19 protein-coding genes are annotated in these 24988 nt (G+C 69.4%); 14 read left to right on the top strand and 5 right to left on the bottom strand.

All coding sequences use genetic code 11. From position 1 onward, the window contains the following. Positions 1-70 precede the first annotated feature (70 nt). The 7 genes from ACP4E5_RS18290 to argG all read left to right on the top strand — a co-directional run bounded on the left by ACP4E5_RS18290 (position 71) and on the right by argG (position 8909). Positions 71-823, top strand: a complete 753-nt coding sequence (locus ACP4E5_RS18290) for a GntR family transcriptional regulator (RefSeq protein ID WP_425830002.1) — start codon at positions 71-73, stop codon at positions 821-823. Between the two features lie 179 nt (positions 824-1002). Next, positions 1003-2730 carry a purine-cytosine permease family protein gene (locus tag ACP4E5_RS18285; protein ID WP_425830000.1) on the top strand — a complete coding sequence of 576 codons (1728 nt, stop codon included), beginning with the start codon at positions 1003-1005 and terminating at the stop codon, positions 2728-2730. A 229-nt stretch (positions 2731-2959) separates the two neighbouring features. Next, positions 2960-3154: an SPOR domain-containing protein gene (locus tag ACP4E5_RS18280; protein WP_425829998.1), complete on the top strand. Its 195-nt coding sequence runs from the start codon at positions 2960-2962 to the stop codon at positions 3152-3154. A 197-nt stretch (positions 3155-3351) separates the two neighbouring features. After that, the gene (locus ACP4E5_RS18275) at positions 3352-3759 is read left to right on the top strand and encodes a (deoxy)nucleoside triphosphate pyrophosphohydrolase (protein WP_425829996.1); all 408 of its coding nucleotides are present in this window, start codon (positions 3352-3354) and stop codon (positions 3757-3759) included. A gap of 143 nt (positions 3760-3902) precedes the next feature. Beyond that, positions 3903-4328: an ATP-binding protein gene (locus tag ACP4E5_RS18270; RefSeq protein WP_425829994.1), complete on the top strand. Its 426-nt coding sequence runs from the start codon at positions 3903-3905 to the stop codon at positions 4326-4328. 228 nt (positions 4329-4556) lie between these two features. Further along, complete coding sequence (locus tag ACP4E5_RS18265; RefSeq protein ID WP_425829992.1) at positions 4557-7373, top strand: SpoIIE family protein phosphatase; 2817 nt, start codon at positions 4557-4559, stop codon at positions 7371-7373. 90 nt (positions 7374-7463) lie between these two features. Next, a complete protein-coding gene (gene argG, locus ACP4E5_RS18260; RefSeq protein ID WP_425829990.1) occupies positions 7464-8909 on the top strand; it encodes an argininosuccinate synthase in 1446 nt (481 codons plus the stop codon). Between the two features lie 345 nt (positions 8910-9254). On the opposite strand, the gene ACP4E5_RS18255 is transcribed toward argG, so the two are convergent. The 5 genes from ACP4E5_RS18255 to ACP4E5_RS18235 all read right to left on the bottom strand — a co-directional run bounded on the left by ACP4E5_RS18255 (position 9255) and on the right by ACP4E5_RS18235 (position 13828). Further along, a complete protein-coding gene (locus ACP4E5_RS18255; RefSeq protein WP_425829988.1) occupies positions 9255-9941 on the bottom strand; it encodes a phosphotransferase in 687 nt (228 codons plus the stop codon). Then, positions 9902-10675 (bottom strand): succinate dehydrogenase/fumarate reductase iron-sulfur subunit, encoded by a 774-nt coding sequence (locus ACP4E5_RS18250; protein ID WP_425829986.1) that lies wholly within the window; start codon positions 10673-10675, stop codon positions 9902-9904. The genes ACP4E5_RS18255 and ACP4E5_RS18250 overlap by 40 nt, the downstream gene beginning before the upstream one ends. Next, positions 10672-12606 (bottom strand): fumarate reductase/succinate dehydrogenase flavoprotein subunit, encoded by a 1935-nt coding sequence (locus ACP4E5_RS18245; protein WP_425829984.1) that lies wholly within the window; start codon positions 12604-12606, stop codon positions 10672-10674. The genes ACP4E5_RS18250 and ACP4E5_RS18245 overlap by 4 nt, the downstream gene beginning before the upstream one ends. Positions 12607-12621: 15 nt before the next feature. Next, positions 12622-13464, bottom strand: coding sequence for a hypothetical protein (locus tag ACP4E5_RS18240; protein WP_425829982.1), 843 nt, complete (start codon positions 13462-13464; stop codon positions 12622-12624). 67 nt (positions 13465-13531) lie between these two features. Beyond that, positions 13532-13828: a hypothetical protein gene (locus ACP4E5_RS18235; protein ID WP_425829980.1), complete on the bottom strand. Its 297-nt coding sequence runs from the start codon at positions 13826-13828 to the stop codon at positions 13532-13534. A 306-nt stretch (positions 13829-14134) separates the two neighbouring features. Between ACP4E5_RS18235 and ACP4E5_RS18230 the strand changes: the two genes are divergently transcribed. The 7 genes from ACP4E5_RS18230 (at position 14135) to ACP4E5_RS18200 (ending at position 24801) form a co-directional block, all read left to right on the top strand. Further along, positions 14135-16480, top strand: coding sequence for an ABC transporter substrate-binding protein (locus tag ACP4E5_RS18230; RefSeq protein WP_425829978.1), 2346 nt, complete (start codon positions 14135-14137; stop codon positions 16478-16480). A 174-nt stretch (positions 16481-16654) separates the two neighbouring features. Next, positions 16655-18562 carry a translational GTPase TypA gene (gene typA / locus ACP4E5_RS18225; protein ID WP_425829976.1) on the top strand — a complete coding sequence of 636 codons (1908 nt, stop codon included), beginning with the start codon at positions 16655-16657 and terminating at the stop codon, positions 18560-18562. Positions 18563-19003: 441 nt separating this feature from the next. After that, positions 19004-20632 carry a peptide ABC transporter substrate-binding protein gene (locus tag ACP4E5_RS18220; RefSeq protein ID WP_425829974.1) on the top strand — a complete coding sequence of 543 codons (1629 nt, stop codon included), beginning with the start codon at positions 19004-19006 and terminating at the stop codon, positions 20630-20632. A gap of 85 nt (positions 20633-20717) precedes the next feature. Next, positions 20718-21647, top strand: a complete 930-nt coding sequence (locus tag ACP4E5_RS18215) for an ABC transporter permease (protein ID WP_425829972.1) — start codon at positions 20718-20720, stop codon at positions 21645-21647. Next, positions 21640-22593 (top strand): ABC transporter permease, encoded by a 954-nt coding sequence (locus tag ACP4E5_RS18210; protein ID WP_425829970.1) that lies wholly within the window; start codon positions 21640-21642, stop codon positions 22591-22593. The genes ACP4E5_RS18215 and ACP4E5_RS18210 overlap by 8 nt, the downstream gene beginning before the upstream one ends. Before the next feature lie 20 nt (positions 22594-22613). Then, positions 22614-23663 (top strand): ABC transporter ATP-binding protein, encoded by a 1050-nt coding sequence (locus tag ACP4E5_RS18205; protein WP_425841444.1) that lies wholly within the window; start codon positions 22614-22616, stop codon positions 23661-23663. Beyond that, positions 23656-24801, top strand: a complete 1146-nt coding sequence (locus ACP4E5_RS18200; RefSeq protein WP_425829968.1) for an ABC transporter ATP-binding protein — start codon at positions 23656-23658, stop codon at positions 24799-24801. Before ACP4E5_RS18205 ends, ACP4E5_RS18200 begins: the two co-directional genes overlap by 8 nt. The last annotated feature ends 187 nt before the right edge of the window (positions 24802-24988 follow it).

Below are 24988 nucleotides of genomic sequence, written 5' to 3'. Positions count from 1 at the left end.
GCACGCCTCAACCCACGGTTGCCACGCTGTTGCTGTCTGTCAATCTGATGGGGATCTGAGGGGACAACCAGTGACATTCGGTGAGCAGCCGGCGTATCTCCGCGTTGCGGGTGATCTCCGCAAGAAGATCGTCAGCGGGTCGCTGCCGCCGCACACCCGCCTTCCCTCACAGGCCAGGATCCGTGAGGAGTACGGGGTTTCGGACACGGTGGCCCTGGAGGCCCGCAAGGTCCTGATGGCGGAAGGGCTCGTCGAGGGCCGGTCCGGCTCGGGGACCTATGTGCGCGAGCTGCCCGTGCCGCGCCGCGTCGCCCGCTCCGGGTACCGGCCGAGCAGCGGTTCCACACCGTTCCGCCAGGAGCAGGCCGACCCGGAGGCGCGGGGGACCTGGGAGTCGCGCAGCGAGCAGATCGAGGCGGTCGCCTCCGTCGCCGAGCGGCTCTCGATCCGCGCGGGCGACCGCGTGATGCGCACCAAGTACGTGTACCGGGACGCGGGCGAGGCGATGATGCTCGCGACCTCGTGGGAGCCCCTCGCCGTGACGGGGCGCACGCCGGTGATGCTCCCGGAGGAGGGCCCGCTCGGCGGCTGCGGCGTGGCCGAGCGCATGGCCGCGATCGACGTGATTGTGGACAACGTGACGGAGGAAGTGGCCGCCCGCCCCGGCCTCGCCGAGGAGTTGAGCGCGCTCGGCGGCGTGCCGGGGCACGTCGTGATCGTCATCCACCGGACCTTCTTCGCCTCGGGCCGGCCCGTCGAGACGGCCGACGTCGTCGTCCCCGCGGACCGCTACCGCATCGCATACCACCTGCCGGTGAAGTAGGCCCTGGGGCGCCCGATGTCCGGGGCGCCCCGTCCGGGTGGCGTGATCGGGAGTTAACCGTGGCCCAACTCCCGTAACAGGCAGGCAATCGAGCGCTGCCTCGGATTGTCATGTACGGCTCCTACCTTCCTGCTCCGTAGGCATTTGGTATACCGCCGACGGAGGAACGGGTAGCCGCCATGACCGAAACCGCCGTACCCCACGCAGACCCGGCGTCCGGGCCGCCCGCAGGAGGGCCCGACGGGCGGGCCCCGAAGCGCAGTTACGCCAAGCTCGCCGCCGACGAGTCCCGCGAGGACTACTCGCTGCGGTACGCCCCGCACTCCTACCGGCGGTGGTCCGAGACCACGGTCGCCTCCACGGCGCTCGGCGGCATCGCCTACCTCGCGGACTTCGCGATCGGCGCGTCCATCGTCTTCACGTACGGATTCACCAGCGGACTCGCCTCGATCCTGTGCGCGGCGACGATCATCTTCACCACCGGCATCCCGATCGCCCGCGCCTGCGCCAAGTACGGCCTGGACATGGACCTGATCACCCGGGGCGCCGGCTTCGGCTACTTCGGCTCGACGCTCACGTCCCTCATCTACGCCTCGTTCACCTTCATCTTCTTCGCGCTCGAAGGCTCGATCATGGCGCAGGCGATGCACGAGGTCTTCGGACTGCCGCTGCCCATCGGGTACTTGCTCACCACGCTGATCGTCATCCCGATCGTGTTCCGCGGGATGGGCGCGCTCGCCAAGGTGCAGGCGTGGACGCAGCCGATCTGGCTGATCGGCCTGGTCCTGCCCTTCGTGATCCTGCTCTTCAACTCGTCGGGATCCTTCGGCGACTTCACCAGCTTCGGCGGCACCCAGGGCGCGGGCAGTGGCTTCTCCTGGCTCGGCTTCGGGCTCGGCACCGGTGTCGCGCTCTCGCTCATCGCGCAGATCGGCGAGCAGGCCGACTATCTCCGGTTCATGCCGGCCAAGACGGAAGCGAACAAGAAGCGATGGAATCTGGCCGTTCTCGCGGCCGGCCCCGGCTGGGTGATCATCGGCGCCGCCAAGCAGATCGGTGGCGCGCTCCTCGCCTTCGTGGCCCTCGAGGCCGTCGGCAAGACGCACGCGCTCGAACCCATCGCCCCGCAGGTCGAGGCGCTCAAGCCGTGGCTCGGCTCGGTCGCGCTGCCTGTCGCCGCGCTCTTCGTCGTGGTGTCACAGATCAAGATCAACGTCACCAACGCGTACAGCGGTTCGCTGTCCTGGTCGAACTTCTTCTCCCGCGTGACGCACCGGCACCCCGGCCGCGTCTGGTACATCTTCCTCAACCTCTCCATCGCGCTGACGCTGATGGAAATGAACATGTTCGCGGCCCTGAACAAGCTGCTCGGCTTCTACTCGAACGTGGGCATCGCCTGGATCGCGGCCGTCGCCGCCGACCTCGTCATCAACAAGCGGGTGGGCTGGAGCCCCAAGTACATCGAGTTCAAGCGGGCGTACCTGTACGCGGTGAACCCGGCCGGTTTCGGCGCCATGGTGGTCGCATCGGTCGTCTCGATCCTGGCGTTCTTCGGGCTCTTCGGTGAGTACGCCGAGGCCTTCTCCACCTTCATCGCCGCGGGCCTCGCGCTGGTCCTGTGCCCGCTCATCGCCTGGGCCACGAAGGGCAAGTACTACCTGGCGCGGCCGAACCCGGTGAACGGTCCGGACGTCGAGCTCGCGGCGGGCACCGACATCACGGCCACCCACACCTGCACCGTCTGCGAGACGGCGTACGAACTCCCGGACATCGCCGACTGCCCGGCGCACTCCGGCCCGATCTGCTCGCTCTGCTGTTCCCTCGACGCCGACTGCGGCGACGCCTGCACCAAGAAGCCGACGGGCGAACCGGTGCTGATGCCGATGCCGACGGTGCGTACGCACTGAGTCCTTACCGGCGATGACGGAGGGGGCGCACCCACGCGGGTGCGCCCCCTCCGTCTGCCGTCCGGATACTCGCCCGATGGCTTGTTGCGTATCTCTTTGTGCCAATCCGTATCCGGTGCGTGAAGGTCAGGCGTAGGCTCGGGCATATGCGGTTTGCGGTTTCCTCGGGGTTGGGAGGCAGGGCGCGATGCGAGTCGAGGCCGGGGCGGCCAGGGAGGGGCGGAGCGCGATGAGCGACAGCACGACCACACTTCCGTGGCTGGTCATCCGCGAGGACGACAACGGGAACCGCTACCGGGTGGGCCGTTACGCCACGAAGGCCGAGGCCCAGCGCATGGCCGACAGCCTCGACGACCGCAGGGGCCACGAGCCGACGTACTGGGTGGAGCGCCTGGGGCAGGGGCGGAACAACACGGCGCTCTGACGGAAGTCTAGGGCGTGTTTCGAAAGTCCCGTCTGCCTCGCGGGGCCTGGCACGCACGCTCGCGGCGTTGCCGAAATGCCCTAGTAGCTCCGCTACGAGACCATTCCGGCGCCTTGCGATCGCACGCACCAGGCCCCGCGAGGCCCGCCCTCCGGGCGGACGACGCTACTTTCGAAACACGCCCTAGGCTCCGGCGCATGCCCCCTGAGTCACCATCACCGACCGTCGTGGTCGCCGCGGCCCTGTACGACGCCGATGAGCGGCTGCTCGCCGCGCGGCGCAGCGCACCCCCCGAACTCGCGGGCCGCTGGGAGCTGCCCGGCGGCAAGGTCGAACCCGGCGAGACGCCGGAGCGGGCGCTCGTCCGCGAACTGCGCGAGGAACTCGGCATCGAGGCCGAACCGCTCGCCAGGGTGCCGGGTGAATGGCCCCTGAAAGCCGGATACGTCCTGCGGGTCTGGCGCTGCCGCCTGCTCTCCGGCACCCCGCGCCCCCTCCAGGACCACGACGGGCTGCGCTGGCTGACGGAGGACGAGGTGTGGTCCGTGGACTGGCTCGACCAGGACGTCCCCGCCGTGAAAGAGGTCCTGCGGGATCCCGCCTGACGGGGCTCGTGCCGGCTCCCCACGCGCCTCGCCTACGCCGTCCGTGCCACGGCGCACCCCACTTCGCGATAGCGCGCCACCTGGTCCGGGTATATCCCGATTAACCCTCTGAAACCGGACAGGGTCCTTCGCGGGCCAGGGATGTGATCCGCGTGCTCCACACCGAAGGCGACTGCGTCGAGTGGGCCTTTCCCGCCGACCCGTCCGCCGTCCGCAGAGCGCGCGCCGAGGTGCGTACACAACTCGTCGCATGGGAGCTCGAAGAGCTCGCCGATATCGCCGCGCTGCTGGTCAGCGAGCTGGTGACCAATTCCCTGCGCTACGCGTCCGGGCCCATCGGCGTACGGCTCGCCCTCCCGCCCGCCCCCTCCGGAGTCCTCCTGGTGGAGGTCTCCGACCCGCTGCCCGACCCGCCCTGCGCCCGCGCCGCGGCCCCCGACGAGGAGGGCGGGCGCGGGCTGCAACTGGTGGCGGAGGTGTCGCGGCGCTGGGGCACACGGCCGGGCGGGGAGCGCTCGGGCGGGCAGACGGGGAAGACGGTCTGGTTCGAGCTGGCGCTGCCGGGTTAAGAGTCGGCCGAGTGGGACAGACGCGGGGGTGAGGGACGGGTGTGAGATGCCGTGTGTGGGCGCACCCGCACCCTGGGTACGGAAACAGACGGTCCCGACAGGCCAAAAAGCGTCGGGACCATGGTGTGATCGTGAACACCGTGTTGCGCGGCTCCGTAGTGCTGGATACTGCGTGCAGCCGCCTCGGTGACCGGTGCCGGACGCGGTGAGCTGGAGGGGACGGTTCGCGTGAGCGAGATACCAGCGAAGGGCAGGGTGTCCGAGGGCCCCTCGGGCGCGGCCTCGGCGCCGCGCGCGGAGCGGGTGCCTCCGGGCGGTGACGCTCCCGATGCCGCGGGCACGGAGCGGGCGGAATCGATCCCGGAAGCGGAATCGGGCGCGCCCTCGGCCCTTCCCGAGGAATCCTTCGGCCGGACCGACCTCTGGCAGGCGAGCCCACCGGGTTCGATCTACGACTACATCAAGGTCGCCTCCTTCTCGATCGGCCCCGACGGCGCCATCGACCAGTGGAGCCGCCGGGCCGCCCAGCTCTTCGGGCTCCCGCCCGAGGACGCCGTGGGCAAGGACCCCATCGAGGCCTTCGTCCCCACGGACCTGCGCGAGCGCGGCCACCGCAAGATGGCGGAGATCCTGGACGGGCAGGAATGGACGGGCGTCGTCCCGTTCCGGGTGCCGGCGCCCGACCCCTCGGAGGCGACGGAACGCTCAGGGGCGAAGGAAGCGGAACCGCGAGCGGAGGCGCCGCTCGCGGCCGGCGGCGGGCCGACCGGGCTCGCCGAGATCTACGTGATGCCGACGACTACGGAGTCCGGCGAGCGCGCCGCGGTGTGCATCGTCGTCGACGTGCGGACCCTGCGCCACATCGAGACCGACCTCGCCGCCTCGCAGGCGATTTTCGGCCAATCTCCCTTCGGTTTCCTCCTGTTCGGCACCGACCTCAAGGTCCAGCGCACCAACCGCACCCTCACCTCGGTCTTCGGCGGACACGTCGACGACCACCGGGGCCGCACCGTCCACGACTATCTGCCACGGCACGAGGCGGACCGCGTGCAGGGCGCGCTGCGCCGGGTCCTGGAGACCGGTGACGCGGTCACCGACATGCAACTGGTCGGCCCCGCCCCGGAGTCCACCGAGCGGCGCCACTGGTCCATCAACCTCTACCGCGTGCACAGCGGTTCGGGCCGCCCCATCGGCGTCGCGGGCCTCGCCACCGACGTCACCCGCAGGCACGCCGCCGCCCGCGAGGCCGCGCACGCCCGGCGCAACCTGGCGCTCCTGAACGAGGCGGGCTCCCGTATCGGCAACTCGCTGGACCTGGAGACGACCGCCCGCGAACTCCTCGACGTCGTCGTCCCCGGCTTCTGCGACCTCGCGTCCGTCGACCTGTACCAAGGGCTGCTCGCGGGGGACGAGGCCCCGCCGGGCCTCGCCGACGGCAGCGCCGAGCTGCGCAGGGTGGCCGCCGCGAGCGCCGTCGCCGACGTGCCGTTCCTCGACCTGGGCGGCGAGGCCCCCGTCAGCGTAGGGGCGGTGCACCGCTTCGCGTTCAACTCGCCCTGCGCGCACGCCCTGCGCACCGCGCGTCCGCAGGCGCTGCCCACCGAGCAGCGCGGCCTCGTGCAGTCCACGCTCGCCGTGCCGATGGTCGCGCACGACACGGTCGTCGGGCTCGTGCAGTTCTCCCGGACCAAGGGCAGCGAGCCGTTCACCGAGCGGGACCGGGCGCTCGCCATGGAGCTGGCCTCGCGCGCCGCGGTCTGTATCGACAACGCGCGCCTGTACCGCCGCGAGCACGAGCGCGCGCTGATCCTGCAACGCTCCCTGCTGCCGCCGGACGACCCGGAGGCGGCCGGCCTCGACATCGCCTGCCGCTACCGGCCCGGCAACGCCGCGACCGAGGTCGGCGGCGACTGGTTCGACGTCATCGAACTCCCCGGACACCGCACCGCGTTGGTCGTCGGCGACGTCATGGGCCGCGGCCTGCGCGCCGCCGTCGCCATGGGCGAACTGCGCACCGCGGTGCGCACGTTGGCCCTGCTCGACCTCGAACCCGCCGAAGTACTCAGCGCGTTGGACGAGATCGCCCGCGGACTCGGCACCCCCGGCGGCGTCCAGCAGGGCACCCGCCCCGCCCGCTCCGCGCGCTCCTTCGGCGGCGAGGACCTCTCCGAGGTGTACCTCGCCACCTGTGTCTACGCGGTGTACGACGCGGTCACCCGGCGCTGCACGTTCGCCAACGCGGGCCATCTGCCGCCGGTCCTCGTCGAACCCGGCGAGAGCGCGCTCATGCTCGACGTGCCGCCCGGGATGCCGCTCGGCGTCGGCGGCGAACCGTTCGAGGAGGTGGAGGTGGAGCTGGCGGAGGGCTCGCTGCTCGCCCTCTACACGGACGGCCTGGTGGAGTCCCGCGACCATCCGCTCGACGAGGGCCTCTCGGCCTTCCGCAACGCGCTCGACGACCCGCCCGCCCGTCTCCCGACCGCCACCCCTCAACGACCGGGCTCCGCCCGGGCACCCTCTGATGCCCTGGAGGACGTCTGCGACCACGTCCTCAACACCCTCGACACCCATCACGGCGAGGACGACATCGCGCTCCTCATGGCCCGCGTGGAGGGGCTGCCGAGCGAGAACGTCGGGGACTGGACCCTGCCGCGCGAGCCGAAGTCGGTGGGCAGGGCCCGCGAGTACGCGCGCGAGCAGCTGTCGAGCTGGGGCATGGACAGCCTCGTCGACACGTCGGAGCTGCTGGTCAGCGAGCTGGTCACCAACGCGCTGCGGTACGGCGAGGGGGACATCAGGCTCCGCCTGCTCCTCGACCGGACGCTGGTGTGCGAGGTGTGGGACGCGGGTCTCGTGCAGCCGCGCCGCCGCAGGGCGCGGGACACGGACGAGGGCGGCCGCGGGCTTCAGCTCGTCGGACTGCTGAGCGCGGCGTGGGGCTCGCGCCGTACGCCGCGCGGGAAGACGGTCTGGTTCGAGCTGCCGCTGCCGGACGGGGAGACGGGCCTCGCGGATCCGACGGAGGCGCTGCTCAGCCTGTTCTGACCGCCGTTCCCCGTGACCGCTGGTGGTGACGCCGGACACATCACTCCACCCCCCTTTGCATGGTCATGCATCATCATGCATACTCTTCCTATGTCCAAGGTCCTCACATCCCTCCCGGCCGGCGAGCGCGTCGGCATCGCCTTCTCGGGCGGCCTCGACACGTCGGTCGCCGTCGCGTGGATGCGTGACAAGGGCGCCGTCCCGTGCACGTACACCGCCGACATCGGCCAGTACGACGAGCCCGACATCGACGGCGTGCCCAGCCGAGCGAAGGCGTACGGCGCCGAGATCGCGCGCGCCGTCGACTGCAAGGCCGCCCTTGTGGAGGAGGGCCTTGCCGCGCTGACCTGCGGCGCGTTCCACATCCGCTCCGGCGGTCGCGCGTACTTCAACACGACGCCGCTCGGCCGTGCGGTCACCGGCACGCTCCTGGTGCGGGCGATGCTGGAGGACAACGTCCAGATCTGGGGCGACGGCTCGACCTACAAGGGCAACGACATCGAGCGGTTCTACCGCTACGGTCTGCTCGCCAACCCGAATCTGCGGATCTACAAGCCGTGGCTCGACGCGGACTTCGTGACCGAGCTCGGCGGCCGGCAGGAGATGTCGGAGTGGCTGGTCGAGCACGGCCTGCCCTACCGGGACTCGGCGGAGAAGGCGTACTCCACGGACGCCAACATCTGGGGCGCCACGCACGAGGCCAAGACGCTCGAGCACCTGAACGTCTCGCTGGAGACGGTCGAGCCGATCATGGGCGTCAAGTTCTGGGACCCGTCGGTGGAGATCCCCACCGAGGACGTCACGATCGGCTTCGAGAAGGGCCGCCCGGTCACGATCAACGGCAAGGAGTTCGCCTCCGCCGTCGACCTGGTGATGGAGGCCAACGCGATCGGCGGCCGCCACGGCCTGGGCATGTCCGACCAGATCGAGAACCGGATCATCGAGGCCAAGAGCCGCGGCATCTACGAGGCGCCGGGCATGGCCCTCCTGTTCGCCGCGTACGAGCGCCTGGTCAACGCGATCCACAACGAGGACACGGTCGCCCAGTACCACGCGGAGGGCCGGCGCCTCGGCCGCCTCATGTACGAGGGCCGGTGGCTGGACCCGCAGGCGCTGATGATCCGGGAGTCGCTCCAGCGCTGGGTCGGCGCCGCGATCACCGGTGAGGTCACCCTGCGGCTGCGGCGCGGCGAGGACTACTCGATCCTCGACACGACGGGCCCGGCGTTCTCGTACCACCCGGACAAGCTCTCCATGGAGCGCACCGAGGACTCGGCGTTCGGCCCGGTCGACCGGATCGGCCAGCTGACCATGCGCAACCTCGACATCGCCGACTCGCGCGGCAAGCTCGAGCAGTACGCGACCCTCGGCCTCCTCGGCGAGGGCAGCCCGGTCGCCGGCGCGGCCCAGGCGGCCGTGACCGGCCTGATCGGCACCATGCCGCAAGGCGGCGCCCAGGCCATCGCCTCCCGCGGCGAAACCTCCGCGGAGGACGAGGCGCTGGACCGCGCGGCCATGGAATCCGGCACGGACTGACTCCGTCGAACCCGGCCACAGATTGGGGCGCCCCGCATACGGAGCGCCCCATTCTGCTTACCCGACGGCCCCGCGAGCGCGGCGCCCACCCCAGCCTCACGCCGCGCGCGCAAATCAAGCCCCACGGCGGGTGGGCAATTCAAGCCCCGCCGGCGCTTGAGGCGCGGGGTCCGGGGCGGAGCCCCGTGGCGTGTGCGCGCGGCACCGGGCGCCGCCTTGCCCACCCTGCCGCCCAAGGCGGCAGATTGCCCAAGGCGACGGGTGGGCAAATCAAGCCCCTGCGGCGATTGAGCAGCGGGGTCCGGGGCAGCGCCCCGTGGCCGCAACGACAGTCGCCGCCGCAACCTACGGCCCGCCCTCCAGCGCCCGCACCAGTTCCACCGCCGCGCCGAGCCGCCGCTTCTCGCGCGCGTCCAGCGTCGGATTCCCCGCGCGCCGCGCGTGCACCTCACCGAGGAAGTCCTCACCGAGCCGCGGATGCGGAGCCGCGAGCAACACCCCGAGCGCCTCCCGCGCGGCCCCCGCCTCCACCCGCCCCGGATCCACCGCGACCTCCGCCAGGATCATCGCCGACATCGCCCAGTCGAGTCCGGCCGCGCCCACCTCCGCGTTGGCCCAGTCGATTACGACCGGGCCCCGCCGGGTGCGGAGCACGTTGTCCGGGTGCAGGTCGAGGTGGAGGATCCGTCCGCCGGGCCGTGCCGGGACGGTGTGCAACTGCCGGAGAAGGGCGGCCAGTTCACGGCCCGCCTCCGCCGGCCCCAGCTCGCCCCGCACCATCGCGTCCAGTTGCGTAGGCCCCTCGAACCGCTCCAGTACCAGCTCGCCGGGCGCGAGCCCCGCGTCCGCCCGCACACGGGGCGCGGGAAAGCCGTGCGCGCGCACGTACTCCATGACCTCGCCCTCGCCGCGCGCGTCGAGCCCGTCGCGGTAGCGGCGCAGCACCCACTGGCCGTCGAGGGCGTAGACGTCCGCGGTGCGACCGCGGCCGATCAGCTCTTGCCGCGTCGTCGGATCTTGTTCCCCAGCCACACCACCGGATCGTACTTGCGGTCAACTGCCCTTTCCTTCAAGGGGATCAGGGCATTGTCCGTGATGTGGATGCCCTCGGGGCAGACCTCCGTGCAGCACTTGGTGATGTTGCAGTAGCCGAGCCCGTGCTCGTCCTGGGCCGCCCGCTTGCGATCAAGACCCTCGTCCCCCGCCGCGTCCAGCGGATGCATGTCCAGTTCCGCGACCCGCATCAGGAACCGCGGCCCCGCGAAGGACGTCTTGTTGTCCTCGTGGTCACGGACGACGTGACAGGTGTCCTGGCACAGGAAGCACTCGATGCACTTGCGGAACTCCTGCGAGCGGTCGACGTCCTCCTGCATCATCCGGTACTCACCGGGACCGACCCCCGCGGGCGGCACGAAGGCCGGCACCTCGCGGGCCTTCTGGTAATTGAAGCCGACGTCCGTCACCAGATCCCGTACGACGGGGAACGCCCGCAGCGGCGTGACCGTGATCGTGTCGGACCGTTCGAAGACCGACATGCGCGTCATGCACATGAGCCTCGGCCGCCCATTGATCTCCGCCGAGCACGAACCGCACTTGCCCGCCTTGCAGTTCCAGCGGACCGCCAGGTCAGGAGCCTGCGTCGCCTGGAGCCGGTGGATGATGTCGAGGACGACCTCGCCGTCGTTCACCTCGACCTTGAAGTCCTCCAGGTCGCCCCCGCCGACGTCGCCCCGCCACACCCGGAAGGCCGCCTCGTAGCTGCTCACTCGAAAAGCTCCTCTTCGGCCAGGTACTTCACCAGCTCCTCCTTCTCGAACAGGGCGAGCAGGTCGGGGCGGATGGGTTCGGTGGTCTCGCGGCTGAGCGTGATCTGGCCACGCACCGAGTCCGTGGCCGCCAACCCGCCCGTCGGATCACGGAGTTGGCACAGGAGATTCGCGCGCCGCCACTCCCGGTTCATCCCCGGATGGTCCTCGCGGGTGTGCCCGCCGCGCGACTCCGTCCGCTCCAGCGCGGCCCGCGCGACGCACTCGCTGACCAGCAGCATGTTCCGCAGATCGAGCGCCAGGTGCCAGCCCGGATTGAACTGCCGGTGCCCCTCGACCCCGGCCCGCCGCGCCCGCACCCGCAGATCCGCCAGCTTGCGCAGCGCCTGCTCCATCTCGCCCTCACGCCGGATGATGCCGACGAGGTCGTTCATCGTCTGCTGGAGCTCCTGGTGCAGGGTGTACGGATTCTCGGGCGTGACGCCCTCCTCCTGACCCTCCGCCGAGAAGGGGCGCAGCGCCTCGGCCGCCGCCGTGTCGATCTGCTCGTCGGCCACGGCCGGCGGAGCCGTGCGGCGCGACACGGCGTACGTCGCCGCGTGCAGGCCCGCCCGCCTGCCGAACACCAGCAGGTCGGAGAGCGAGTTGCCGCCGAGCCGGTTCGAGCCGTGCATGCCGCCGGCCACCTCACCGGCCGCGTACAGGCCCGGCACTCCGCGCGCCGCCGCCGTGTCCGACTCGACCGCGATGCCGCCCATCACGTAGTGACAGGTCGGCCCGACCTCCATCGCCTCCGCCGTGATGTCGACGTCCGCCAGCTCCTTGAACTGGTGGTACATGGACGGCAGTCGACGCCGGATGACGTCCGCCGGCATACGCGTCGACACGTCCAGGAAGACGCCGCCGTGCGGAGAGCCGCGGCCCGCCTTCACCTCCGCGTTGATGGCCCGCGCCACCTCGTCGCGCGGCAGCAGTTCGGGCGGGCGCCGGTTGTGGTCCGGGTCCTCGTACCAGCGGTCGCCCTCCTCCTCCGACTGCGCGTACTTCTCCTTGAAGACGTCGGGGACGTAGTCGAACATGAACCGCTTGCCCTCGGAGTTGCGCAGCACCCCGCCGTCGCCCCGCACCGACTCCGTGACCAGGATCCCCTTCACCGAGGGCGGCCAGACCATGCCCGTCGGGTGGAACTGCACGAACTCCATGTTCAGCAGCGGCGCGCCCGCGAGCAGCGCCAAGGCATGTCCGTCACCCGTGTACTCCCACGAATTCGACGTCACCTTGAAGGACTTGCCGATGCCGCCGGTCGCCAGGACCACGCTCGGCGCCTCGATGACGAAGAAGCGGCCGCTCTCGCGCTCGTAGCAGAAGGTGCCGGAGACCTGGCCCTCCTCGTCCTTGAGGACGCGGGTGACCGTGCACTCCTGGAAGACCTTCAGGCCGGACTCGTAGTCGCCGGTCTCCTTGAAGTCCTGCTGCTGGAGCTGGACGATCTTCTGCTGGAGCGTGCGGATCAGTTCGAGGCCCGTACGGTCGCCGACGTGCGCGAGCCGCGGGTACTCGTGCCCGCCGAAGTTGCGCTGCGAGATCCGCCCGTCGCCGGTGCGGTCGAACAGGGCGCCCCAGGTCTCCAACTCCCATACGCGGTCGGGGGCTTCCTGCGCGTGCAGCTCCGCCATCCGCCACTGGTTGAGGAATTTGCCGCCGCGCATCGTGTCGCGGAAGTGGACCTGCCAGCTGTCCCCGGAGTTCACATTGCCCATGGAGGCAGCGATGCCGCCCTCGGCCATCACGGTGTGCGCCTTGCCGAACAGTGACTTGCAGATCACCGCCGTACGGGCGCCCTGCTCCCGCGCCTCGATCGCGGCCCGCAGCCCTGCGCCACCGGCGCCCACCACGACAACATCCCACTGCTGCCGCTCAACCGCACTCATCACAAGCCCCAACCATTAGAAGAACCGCGGATCGTCGAAGACACCGGACGCGACCAGATACACATAGAAGTCGGCGAGCGCGACGCTCACCAACGAAGCCCAGGCGAGCAGCATGTGACGGGCATTCAGTTTTCCTACCCAGCCCCAGAGCCGATAGCGCACCGGGTGTTTCGAGAAGTGCTTGAGGCGTCCGCCCACGATGTGCCGGCACGAGTGGCAGGAGATCGTGTAGGTCCAGATCAGCGCGATGTTGACGAGGAAGACCAGGCTGCCGAGGCCCATGTGGCCCCACTCGTAGTTCTCGTCGCGGAACGACAGCACCGTGTCGTACGTCAGGATGCAGGCGACGAGGACGGCCGCGTAGAAGAAGTAGCGGTGGATGTTCTGAAGGATCAGCGGGAATCGCGTCTCGCCGCTGTACTTCTTGTGCGGCTCCGCCACCGCGCAGGCCGGCGGCGACGCCCAGAAGCCGCGGTAGTAGGCCTTGCGGTAGTAGTAGCAGGTCAGCCGGAAGCCGAGCGGGAAGATCAGGATCAGCAGCGCGGGGGAGAGGCCCCACCAGCCGCCGAAGATCTCCCAGTTGGGGCCGTGCCGCATCGGCTCGCAGTTGTCCGCGAGGCAGGGCGAGTAGAACGGCGAGACGTACGGGGCCGCGTAGTAGTCGGCGTTCGCGAAGGCCCGCCACGTCGAGTAGACGATGAAGGCGAGCAGTCCGCCCGCGGTCGCGGCCGGGGCCAGCCACCAGCGGTCCGTACGCAGATGGGGCGCGGTGATCGCGGCACGGGTCCGGCCTCGGACGCCGGTGCCGCCTTCGGTATGGGGGTCTTCGGTACTGGTGGGTTCCGTGCCGGTGGCCAACGAAGCCTCCGCTCGCAGGGACGGGGGATGGGGGTGTGCGAAGAGGGCGGGTGTACGGGGTGGGGGGTCAGGGCGCGTGCCGGTCCCGCGCGCCGAGTCCCTCGTCGTCCGAGTCGGTCCACAGGGACCTGTCGTACGGGGCGTCGGGGATCGTCACGAGGTCGGGGCGGTGCGGCGTGTCCGGGCCCGCGGCCGACTCGCGCAGCAGGGCGACGCTCTCGCGCAGATGCGCCGTGTCGGCGCGCACCCGGCGCAGATCCGGGCCCCCGGCGACGCCCTCGAGCTGGGGCTGGAGGCGCCCCACGGCGCGCGCGAGATCGTCGACGCAGCGCTGAACCGCCGTCAAGTCGTCGTACAGGGACATGACTTGGCCTCACTTCCGCTGGTGCGGCGGAGTTGCTCATGCGCCTGCGAGTGTCGCGCGTCACATTGCCGTTTGTGAAGGGATCCGTGCGGATTGCCGGTGTACGCCGTGGTGCGCGCCCGCGAATTCGCGCCGCCGGTGCGGGCCCGCGGGGCGCCCCGTTGGGCCGCACGAGTGGCTTCGGGGCGCCCTGCGGGCGTGTCGGACGGCGCCCCTGTCCCCATCCACTTCAGTTGGCCGATAGATGTGATCAGCTCCATATACCGCCAAACGAGACAAAAACGGCCAGCCCCGGAGGTACCCGTGATGCCCCACGTCCCAAGGCGCCCAGGAGCCGCCGCACGCTCGGCCGCGTTCCTCGTGAGCGGCGCGCTCGCCGTCACCGCGCTCGCCGGGTGCGGCTCCGACGACAAGGCGGGCCGGCCCGCCGCCGGACCCGACGTCGCCTCGGCCGCCCGTACGCAGGTCAAGGACGGCGGCACGCTGCGATGGGCGATCGACGACGTGCCCCAGACCCTCAACTCCTTCCAGGCCGACGCGGACGCGGCCACGAACCGGGTCACCGGGGCCGTGCTGCCCTCGATGTTCCGGCTCGACGCGCAGGGGCGCCCGCAGCCCGACCCCGACTACCTGGAGAAGGCCGAGGTCATCAAGACCGAGCCCAAGCAGGTCGTGCTGTACAAGCTGAACCAGCAGGCGGTGTGGAGCGACGGCCGGGAGATCGGCGCCGCGGACTTCGCCGCGCAGTGGCGCGCCCTGTCGGGGAAGAACAGCGCGTACTGGACCGCCCACAACGCCGGGTACAACCGCATCGAGAACGTCGAGCGCGGCAAGAACGACCTGGAGGTGCGGGTCACGTTCGCCAAGCCGTACGCGGACTGGCGCTCGCTGTTCTCGCCGCTGTACCCCAAGGACGTCATGGGCACCCCGGACGCCTTCAACGAGGGCGCGCGCGGCAAGCTCAAGGTGACCGCGGGCCCCTTCGCGCTCGACAAGCTCGACCGGGGCGGCAAGCAGGTCACGCTGGAGCGCAACCCCCGCTGGTGGGGCCGCCCCGCCAAGCTCGAGAAGCTGGAACTCACGGCCGTACCGCGTGACAAGCGGGCCGCCGCGCTGGCCGCGGGCAAGTTGGACCTCGCCGACGTCGACCCCGAGGCCGCCGAGCGCATCGCGTACGCCGCCCGCGACAAGGGCGCGTCGGGTCCGCTCGCGCACGGTCCCGGCGCCGGCGTCACCTCAGGTGAGGCGCTGCGCTCGTGGGCGCGGGCGCACAACGAGGACTGGGAGGTCGCCGAGGCGGAGCTGGAGGCCCGCGCGAAGACCCGCAAGGCCGTCAAGAAGTACGCGAAGGAGCAGGCGGGCCTGGGCGGTTTCGTCGTCCGCAAGTCGCTCGAACCCGCCTACACGCAGCTCGCCCTGAACGGTTCGAGCGGTCCGCTCGCCGACGAGCGGGTGCGCCAGGCCGTGGCCCGCGCCCTCGACCGCTCCAAGCTCGCCCAGAGCGTGCTCAAGCCGCTCGGCCTTCCGGCCGCGACCGTCGGCAGCCACCTCGCCCTCTCCGGGCAGGCCGCCTACGCCGACAACAGCGACGCGCTCGGTAAGCAGGACGCCGACAAGGCGCAGGCGCTGCTCGCGGAGGCGGGCTGGGTGCGCGGCGGCCCGGTCGAGGAGAAGAAGGAGAAGCCCAGGACGGCGGGCAGCAAGGCGGAGGGCGCGGCGGCCGAGTCCGACGACGGCACGTACATCATGGGCGAGGACGACCAGAAGCCGGCGGACGACCGGAAGGCGGACGACGGCGGTGGGTCCGGCGACGACGCCAAGCCCGGCGACGCCGCGCCCCCGCTGTTCGGCCCCGGCGCCCTCGCCGCCGCACAGCACTCCGCGCTGCTGCACCAGGCCGACGCCGCGAAGGTGCGCTCCGCCGAGCGGGAGGGGAAGCACGCGGGCGACGCCAAGCAGGGCGCGGCCCCCGGCGCGTACGCCCCGAAGGGGACCCCCGCCCCGCAGCAGGCCGCCGCCAAGGATTCCGGCGAGGCGGGCGGCAAGGAGGGCGCCAAGGCCGGCGCCGCCTCGGGGCAGCTCGCCAAGGACGGCAAGCCGCTGACCCTGAACTTCGTGCTGCCCTCCGGCCCCGACGCCGAGCAGTTGCAGTCCGTCGCGGACCGGATCTCGACCATGCTGCAGAAGATCGGCGTCCGCACGGACATCACGAAGGTCGACGACGCGACGTACTTCAAGGACCACATCGCGGCGGGCGATTACGACCTGGCGCTCTACTCGTGGCCCGCCTCCGCCTACCCGGCCACCGACGCCCGCCCGATCTACGCCAAGCCGGTCCCGGCCGCCGACGGCGAGCTCACGGTCGAGCAGAACTACACCCGGGTCGGCACCGACCACATCGACCAGCTCTTCGACCAGGCCGTGGGGGAGCTCGACCAGGACAAGGAGCGCTCGCTCGTCCGGCAGGCCGACGAGCGCATCTGGGCCGCCGCAGGATCGATTCCGCTCTATCAGCGGCCCGAACTGGTGGCGGCGAAGTCGAACCTGGTGAACGCCGGGGCGTTCGGCTTCCAGGAGCCCTCCTACGAGGACATCGGCTTCCTGAAGCCGGGGGCGAAGGCCACCGGCTCACCCACAGCGGAAGCCGGCTGACCTGCGGTTTCTCCGGACGGGCCGGCGTTTTCGCGGCGGCCCGTCCGGCCCGGCTGAGCCGGCGGCCGCGAGGCCACGTACCATGGGGTGAGGCCGTGGCGTGTCCAGCCCGGCAGGGCGTGCGTACCAAAGAAGTACGCGCAGCCGACCTTCACTCCGGGAGTACGCCGCAATATGGCCACGCGCCACGACATCCGTAACGTCGCCATCGTCGCCCACGTCGACCACGGCAAGACGACCATCGTCGACGCCATGCTCAAGCAGGCCGGCTCCTTCGCCGCCCACGCAGCAGAGTCGCTCGACGACCGCATGATGGACTCGAACGATCTGGAGCGTGAGAAGGGCATCACGATCCTCGCCAAGAACACGGCGGTGAAGTATCACCCCAAGGATGGCGGCGAGGTCATCACGATCAACATCATCGACACCCCCGGCCACGCCGACTTCGGTGGTGAGGTCGAGCGCGGTCTGTCGATGGTGGACGCGGTCGTGCTGCTCGTGGACGCCTCCGAGGGCCCGCTCCCGCAGACCCGCTTCGTGCTGCGCAAGGCGCTCCAGCAGCGGCTGCCCGTCATCCTGTGCATCAACAAGACGGACCGCCCCGACTCGCGCATCGACGAGGTCGTGAACGAGGCGTACGACCTCTTCCTCGACCTGGACGCCGACGAGGACCAGATCGAGTTCCCGATCGTCTACGCCTGTGGCCGTGACGGCATCGCCTCGCTGACCAAGCCGGAGGACGGCACGGTCCCGGCGGACTCCACCAACCTGGAGCCGTTCTTCTCCACGATCCTGGAGCACGTCCCGGCCCCGACGTACGAGGAGGACGCGCCGCTCCAGGCCCACGTCACCAACCTCGACGCCGACAACTTCCTCGGCCGTATCGCGCTGCTCCGCGTCGAGCAGGGCGAGCTGCGCAAGGGCCAGACCGTGGCCTGGATCAAGCGCGACGGCACGATCTCGAACGTCCGGATCACCGAGCTCCTGATGACCGAGGCGCTCACCCGCAAGCCCGCCGAGAAGGCGGGACCGGGTGACATCTGCGCGGTCGCCGGTATCCCCGACATCATGATCGGCGAGACGCTCGCCGACCCGGAGAACCCGATCGCGCTGCCGCTGATCACGGTGGACCAGCCGGCGATCTCCATGACCATCGGTACGAACACCTCGCCGCTGGTCGGCCGCGGTGGTGGCGGCAAGGGCGCCGACGCCAAGACGAGCGTGAAGGACCGCAAGGTCACCGCCCGTCAGGTCAAGGACCGCCTGGACCGCGAGCTGATCGGTAACGTCTCGCTGCGCGTCCTCGACACCGAGCGCCCCGACACCTGGGAGGTGCAGGGCCGCGGTGAGCTGGCGCTGGCCATCCTCGTCGAGCAGATGCGCCGTGAGGGCTTCGAGCTGACGATCGGCAAGCCGCAGGTCGTCACCAAGGAGGTCGACGGCAAGACGCACGAGCCCGTCGAGCGCCTCACGGTGGACGTCCCCGAGGAGCACATGGGCGCGGTCACGCAGCTCATGGGCGTCCGCAAGGGCCGCATGGACAACATGTCGAACCACGGCTCCGGCTGGGTCCGCATGGAGTTCGTCGTCCCGTCCCGTGGCCTCATCGGCTTCCGCACGGAGTTCCTGACGAACACCCGCGGCACGGGCATCGCCCACTCCATCCACGAGGGCCACGAGCCGTGGTTCGGCACGCTGACGACCCGTAACAACGGTTCGCTGGTCGCCGACCGCGCCGGCTCGGTCACCCCCTTCGCGATGATCAACCTCCAGGAGCGCGGTGTGCTGTTCACCGAGCCCGGCACCGAGGTGTACGAGGGCATGATCGTCGGTGAGAACTCGCGCGCCGACGACATGGACGTGAACATCACCAAGGAGAAGAAGCTCACCAACATGCGCGCCGCGTCCGCGGACTCCACGGAGAACGTGGTCCCGGCCCGCAAGCTTTCCCTGGAGCAGTCCCTGGAGTTCTGCCGCGACGACGAGTGCGTCGAGGTGACCCCGGAGGCCGTCCGCATCCGCAAGGTCGTCCTGGACCAGAAGGAGCGCGGCCGCAGCGCTTCACGCGCGAAGCACAACTGACCTATCGGTCAGTAAGGCCTGTTGGGCCCGGTGTCCCCTTTGGGGGATTCCGGGCCCTTTGTCGTTGCGTGATCACGATGCATTTCCCGACCTTCTCCGCAACTCGGTTTCACCCCAAGGGCGTTCGATAGTCGGTACGGGATGACCGTTAGGTATGTAACGCGTCCGTTTCGCGGCCATCTATCTCGGATCGATTTGTCCAGATTTTGGAAGATGTACACAACAGATGTGATCGAACCGAGACCAGAAGGGTGTGGTCGGCGGGTGGCCCATGACTAATAGTTGTCCGCGTAGAGCTCGGGTCAATGGGTCACGCGCAGTGGGAAGCGCCGACTCACGAGCACACTGGGGCACTTGAGACGTTTTGCCGTCAGGGGTGGCGGCAGCGGCCGAGGGGTGCCCGTTTCTGCAGTGAACAAGTGGACTCATGAGGAGGAACCCATGCGTGGTGCCAAGAGCGCCAAGTGGGTGGCGATAGCCGGCGTGTTGGCGCTGGGCGGCACAGCTTGTGGCGGTGGTAGCGACAGTGGTGACGACGCCGGCAAGAAGGTCGATCCCAAGGGGATCGTGAGCTACGCGAATGGTGAGCCGCAGAACTCGTTGATGCCGGCGAACACCATGGAGGCGTACGGCAGCGTCGTCATCGACTCCCTCTTCACGGGTCTGGTCGGGTACGACAAGTCGGGCGACATCACGTACGAGAACGCCGAGTCGGTCACGCCGAACAGCGACAACAGCGAGTGGACCGTCAAGCTGAAGCCGGGGTGGACGTTCCACAACGGCGAGAAGGTCACCGCCAAGTCGTACGTCGACACCTGGAACTGGGACGCGAACCCGGCCAACGGCCAGCAGAACAGCGCCTGGTACCGGGACATCGAGGGGTACGACAAGGTCCACCCCGAGAAGGGCAAGGGCACGGGCACGTCGATGTCCGGCCTGAAGGTGGTCGACGACAACACCTTCACCATCAAGCTGTCGAACCCGATCCCGTACTTCGCGTACAAGCTCGCCTACTCCTCCTTCTACCCGCTTCCCTCGGGGGCGCTGAAGGACCCGAAGAAGTTCGGCGAGAACCCGGTGGGCAACGGCCCGTACAAGTTCAAGAGCTGGGAGCACAAGAAGTCGATCCAGGTCAGCGCCTGGTCCGGCTACAAGGGCACCACCAAGCCGAAGAACGGCGGCATCAACTTCAAGGCGTACACGTCGCCGCAGGCCGCGTACAACGACCTGCGCTCCGACAACGTCGACTCGATGCCGCTGGTGCCGGACAGCGAACTCGCCAACTACAAGCAGGACTTCGGCAAGCGCGCGATCGACTCCGACTTCTCGGCGCTGAACACGATCAACCCTGCCTTCTACACGAAGCAGTGGAAGAACATCGACATCAAGGTCGTCCAGGGCCTGTCGATGGCGATCGACCGTCCGACCATCGCCAAGACCACGTTCTTCGGCAACCGTGAGCCGGCCACCGGCTGGGTCGCCAAGGGTGTGAAGGGCTACCAGAAGGACGCCTGCGGCGAGTACTGCAAGTACAACCCCACCAAGGCGAAGCAGCTCATCAAGGAAGGCGGCGGCGTTCCTGGCAACAAGATCTCGATCCAGTACAACGCCGACCAGCCGCACAAGGGCTGGGTCACCGCGGTCTGCAACAGCATCACCAAGGCGACCGGCGTGAAGTGCGTCGGCGACCCGGTGACGGACTTCCAGGCGGACACCGAGATCCGTGACCAGAAGAAGGTCAAGTCGATCTACCGCTCCGGCTGGGTGCTCGACTACCCCTTCAACGGCAACTTCCTCGCCGACCTGTACGGCACCGGCGTCGACGGTAACAAGGGCGACTTCTCCGACCCGAAGTTCGACAAGCTGGTCAAGAAGGCCGACCAGGCCAAGACGGTCGACGAGTCCGCGAAGCTGTACCAGGCTGCCGAGAAGGAACTGCAGAACACGATGCCCGGCATCCCCACGTTCTACAACAAGATCAACTCGGCCTACTCGAACAACGTGAAGAAGGTCGAGTTCGACCAGGCCGGCGACCCGATCCTCTGGAACGTCGAGGTCTACAAGAAGTAAGTCGCTACGGAGCCATCCGTCCCGCAGCGGCGTCCGGCGATCCCGGGCGCCGCTGCGGGCGGCTCCGACTTGGACGGAGGCACCTATGGGGCGCTACGTCGCGAAGCGACTGCTCCAGATGATCCCGGTGTTCATCGGGACAACCCTGTTGATCTTTCTCATGGTCAATGTGCTCCCAGGCGATCCCGTACGGGCGCTGTGGGGAGACAAGCCGCCGGACCCCGCGCAGGTGGCCCAGATCCGGCACGACCGGGGGCTCGACCTGCCGTTGTGGCAGCAGTACATCCACTACATGTGGAACCTGCTGCACGGGGACTTCGGCAACACCATCGCGGGTAACAGGCCCGTGCTCGACCAGATCAAGCAGGCTTTCCCGGTCTCGATGCGCCTCGCCGCCATGGCGTGGACCTTCGAACTCGTCGTGGGAATCACGCTCGGGGTCATCGCGGGTGTCAGGCGCGGCAAGGTGATCGACACCTCCGTGACCCTGTTCACCCTGCTGGTCATCTCCATCCCCATCTTCGTGATCGGCCTGGGGTTCCAGCTGTACTTCGGAAACAGTCTGGGCTGGATCACGCCCACGGTCCAGGACTCCACGGATCTGGGGCAGTTGGTGGTGCCCGCGTTTGTGCTCGGCATGGTCGGCCTCGCCTATGTGGCCCGCCTGACCCGTACCTCCATCGCGGAGAACCGGTCCGCCGACTACATGCGCACCGCGGTCGCCAAGGGGCTGCCGAGGAGGCGCATCGTCACGGTGCACCTGCTGCGCAACTCCCTCATCCCGGTGGTCACTTACCTCGGAACCGATATCGGCACCCTGATGGGCGGCGCGGTCATCACCGAGGGCATCTTCAACGTCACCGGCGTCGGCAACCTGCTCTTCCAGGCACTCGCCCGCCGTGAGGGAGCGGTCATCGTCGGCATCGTGACCGTCCTGGTGCTCGTGTACCTCCTCGCCAGCCTGCTCGTCGACCTGCTCTACGCGGTCCTGGACCCGAGGATCCGTTATGCCTGACCTCACCAAGACCGCCGCGGACGAGGCAGCCACCGTGGTGGCCGGCACTCCCGTCGCAGCGGAGGCCGGTCCCACCCCCGAGAGGGCGCGCAGTCTCGGCGCCGACGCGTGGCGGGATCTGCGCCGCAATCCACTGTTCGTGGTGTCGGCGCTGCTGATCGTGCTGCTCCTGCTGGTGTCGGCCTTTCCCGGCCTCTTCACCGGCGCCAGCCCCACCCTGGGCGATCTGAGCAAGCACTACCTGACCAAGCCGAACCTCGGCCACGCCTTCCAGGACGACTGGTTCGGGTACGACGGTCAGGGCCGCAGCCTCTACGCGCGTGTGGTGTACGGAGCCCGCAACTCCATCATCGTCGGCATCGGCGTGACGCTCCTCGTCACCGTCTTCGGCGGGCTGATGGGCATGCTCGCCGGCTACTTCGGCGGCTTCTGGGACACGCTCATCTCCCGGCTCACGGACGTGTTCTTCGGTATCCCGTTCATGCTCGGCGCGATGGTCGTGCTCAACGCCTTCACCAACCGCACGGTCTGGGTGGTGATGGGGGCCCTGGCGTTCCTGGGCTGGACGCAGATCGCCCGTGTCATGCGCGGCGCGGTCATCACGACCAAGCACGCCGACTACGTGATGGCGGCCCGCGCGCTCGGCGCGGGGACCAAGCGCATCCTGTTCAAGCACATCCTGCCGAACGCGATCGCCCCGGTGATCGTCGTCGCGACCATCTCGCTGGGGACGTACATCGTCGCGGAATCGACGCTGTCCTACCTGGGGCTCGGGCTCGGCGACAACGCGGTCTCCTGGGGCGGCGACATCTCCGACGGCACGCAGTTCATCCGCAACTTCCCGCATGTGCTGCTGTTCCCGGCCGGCGCTCTGAGCCTCACCGTTCTGGCGTTCATCATGATGGGTGACGCCGTGCGCGAAGCCCTCGACCCGAAGCTGCGCTGAGGGAGGCGTACGTGACCATCATGGACCAACCCGTGAACGTCCCCGTTCCCCGCTCGGGCGAGGACGGCGACGGCAAGCTGCTCGAAGTGCGCGACCTGCACGTCGAGTTCCACACCCGCGACGGCGTGGTCAAGGCCGTGAACGGCGTCGACTACAGCGTCGACTCCGGCGAGACGCTCGCCGTGCTCGGCGAGTCCGGCTCCGGAAAGTCCGTGACGGCGCAGGCCGTCATGGGCATCCTCGACATGCCCCCGGGCAAGATCCCGCAGGGGCAGATCCTCTTCCGCGGCCAGGACATGCTGTCGATGTCCAACGAGGAGCGCCGCAAGATCCGTGGCCGGCGGATCGCGATGATCTTCCAGGACGCGCTGTCGTCCCTCAACCCCGTCCTTTCGGTGGGGTACCAGCTCGGCGAGATGTTCCGGGTGCACGAGGGAGCCAGCCGCAAGGAGGCCAAGGCCAAGGCCATCGAGCTGATGGACAAGGTCAAGATCCCGGCCGCCAGTGCCCGGGTCAACGACTACCCGCACCAGTTCTCGGGCGGCATGCGCCAGCGCATCATGATCGCCATGGCGCTGGCCCTGGAGCCCGACCTGATCATCGCGGACGAGCCGACGACGGCCCTGGACGTGACCGTGCAGGCCCAGGTGATGGACCTTCTCGCCGAACTTCAGCGGGAATACCACATGGGCCTCATCCTGATCACCCACGACCTCGGCGTCGTCGCCGACGTCGCGGACAAGATCGCGGTCATGTACGCGGGCCGGATCGTGGAGACGGCGCCGGTGCACGAGCTGTACAAGCGGCCCGCGCACCCGTACACGCGGGGACTTCTCCACTCGATCCCGCGCCTGGACCAGAAGGGACAGGAGCTGTACGCGATCAAGGGGCTGCCGCCCAACCTGCTGAAGATCCCGAGCGGTTGCGCCTTCAACCCGCGCTGTCCGAAGGCCGAGGACATCTGCCGCACGGATGTCCCGTCGCTGGCCCGGGTGACCGAGCAGGACGGCACCGAACTGGTGGGCCGCGGCAGTGCGTGCCACTTCTGGAGGGAGACGATCCATGGCTGAGAACCCGAAGGACGAGGCCGCGGACGCCACTCCGAACGTGGCGGAGGTGGAGGTCGTCGACGCTCCTACGGAGGACGCGGCGGTCGATGCCATCGAGGCCCATGTCGACCGCGGGGAGCCGATTCTCCAGGTGCGCAACCTGGTGAAGTACTTTCCCCTGACCCAGGGCATTCTGCTCAAGCGGCAGGTCGGCGCCGTCAAGGCCGTCGACGGGATCTCCTTCGACCTCTACAAGGGCGAGACCCTGGGTATCGTCGGCGAGTCCGGCTGTGGCAAGTCCACGGTCGCGAAGCTCCTGATGAACCTGGAGCGGGCGACCGCGGGGGAGATCTTCTACAAGGGCCAGGACATCACCAAGCTGTCCGGCCGCGCCCTGAAGGCCGTGCGCCGCAACATCCAGATGGTGTTCCAGGACCCGTACACCTCGCTCAACCCCCGTATGACGGTGGGCGACATCATCGGTGAGACGTACGAGATCCATCCCGAGGTGGCCCCGAAGGGCGACCGGCGCCGCAAGGTGCAGGACCTCCTCGATGTCGTCGGGCTCAACCCCGAGTACATCAACCGCTATCCGCACCAGTTCTCCGGCGGCCAGCGGCAACGCATCGGCATCGCGCGGGGCCTGGCGCTCAACCCCGAGGTCATCATCTGCGACGAGCCGGTCTCGGCGCTCGACGTCTCGGTGCAGGCCCAGGTCATCAACCTGATGGAGAAGCTGCAGGACGAGTTCAACCTGTCCTACCTCTTCATCGCCCACGACCTGTCGATCGTCCGGCACATCTCCGACCGCGTCGGCGTCATGTACCTCGGCAAGATGGCGGAGATCGGCTCGGACGCCCAGATCTACGATCACCCGACGCACCCGTACACGCAGGCGCTGCTCTCCGCGGTCCCGGTCCCGGACCCCGAGGCCCGTGAGGGCCGCGAGCGCATCCTGCTGTCCGGCGACGTCCCCTCGCCGGCCAACCCGCCCTCCGGCTGCAGCTTCCGCACCCGCTGCTGGAAGGCGCAGGACAAGTGCGCGCAGGAGACCCCGCTGCTCGCGATCCCCGAGCGCTTCAAGGCCTCGGACACCCTGGCCGCCCACGAGTCGGCGTGCCACTTCGCAGAGGAGAAGGACGTGGTGCACGCGGCGTAGGCCCGCCGCCGCCCACGGAGCCGGCCGCACCCCCCGCCTTCGAGCGGGGGACGGCCGGCTCCGTCGTTTCCAGGAGCTCGGATACCTCGCCGAGTAGCGCTGGGAGAACGGGTGCAGCATGCGGCTCGGGCCGACGTATCTCGTCATCGAGCAGTCCCCGGCGCTGAGTTCGGCCCGGCACGACCGG

Source organism: Streptomyces fractus (assembly GCF_049844455.1).
Taxonomy (GTDB): domain Bacteria; phylum Actinomycetota; class Actinomycetes; order Streptomycetales; family Streptomycetaceae; genus Streptomyces; species Streptomyces fractus.
This window is presented reverse-complemented; position numbering and strand designations above follow the sequence as displayed.

Bases quoted from the DNA above. Each gene is read 5' to 3' on its own strand.
- ACP4E5_RS18285 (WP_425830000.1), top strand. From the start codon at position 1,003: ATGACCGAAACCGCCGTACCCCACGCAGACCCGGCGTCCGGGCCGCCC.
- ACP4E5_RS18280 (WP_425829998.1), top strand. From the start codon at position 2,960: ATGAGCGACAGCACGACCACACTTCCGTGGCTGGTCATCCGCGAGGAC.
- ACP4E5_RS18275 (WP_425829996.1), top strand. From the start codon at position 3,352: ATGCCCCCTGAGTCACCATCACCGACCGTCGTGGTCGCCGCGGCCCTG.
- argG (WP_425829990.1), top strand. From the start codon at position 7,464: ATGTCCAAGGTCCTCACATCCCTCCCGGCCGGCGAGCGCGTCGGCATC.
- ACP4E5_RS18245 (WP_425829984.1), bottom strand. From the start codon at position 12,606: ATGAGTGCGGTTGAGCGGCAGCAGTGGGATGTTGTCGTGGTGGGCGCC.
- ACP4E5_RS18235 (WP_425829980.1), bottom strand. From the start codon at position 13,828: ATGTCCCTGTACGACGACTTGACGGCGGTTCAGCGCTGCGTCGACGAT.
- ACP4E5_RS18230 (WP_425829978.1), top strand. From the start codon at position 14,135: ATGCCCCACGTCCCAAGGCGCCCAGGAGCCGCCGCACGCTCGGCCGCG.
- typA (WP_425829976.1), top strand. From the start codon at position 16,655: ATGGCCACGCGCCACGACATCCGTAACGTCGCCATCGTCGCCCACGTC.
- ACP4E5_RS18220 (WP_425829974.1), top strand. From the start codon at position 19,004: ATGCGTGGTGCCAAGAGCGCCAAGTGGGTGGCGATAGCCGGCGTGTTG.
- ACP4E5_RS18215 (WP_425829972.1), top strand. From the start codon at position 20,718: ATGGGGCGCTACGTCGCGAAGCGACTGCTCCAGATGATCCCGGTGTTC.
- ACP4E5_RS18210 (WP_425829970.1), top strand. From the start codon at position 21,640: ATGCCTGACCTCACCAAGACCGCCGCGGACGAGGCAGCCACCGTGGTG.
- ACP4E5_RS18205 (WP_425841444.1), top strand. From the start codon at position 22,614: ATGGACCAACCCGTGAACGTCCCCGTTCCCCGCTCGGGCGAGGACGGC.
- ACP4E5_RS18200 (WP_425829968.1), top strand. From the start codon at position 23,656: ATGGCTGAGAACCCGAAGGACGAGGCCGCGGACGCCACTCCGAACGTG.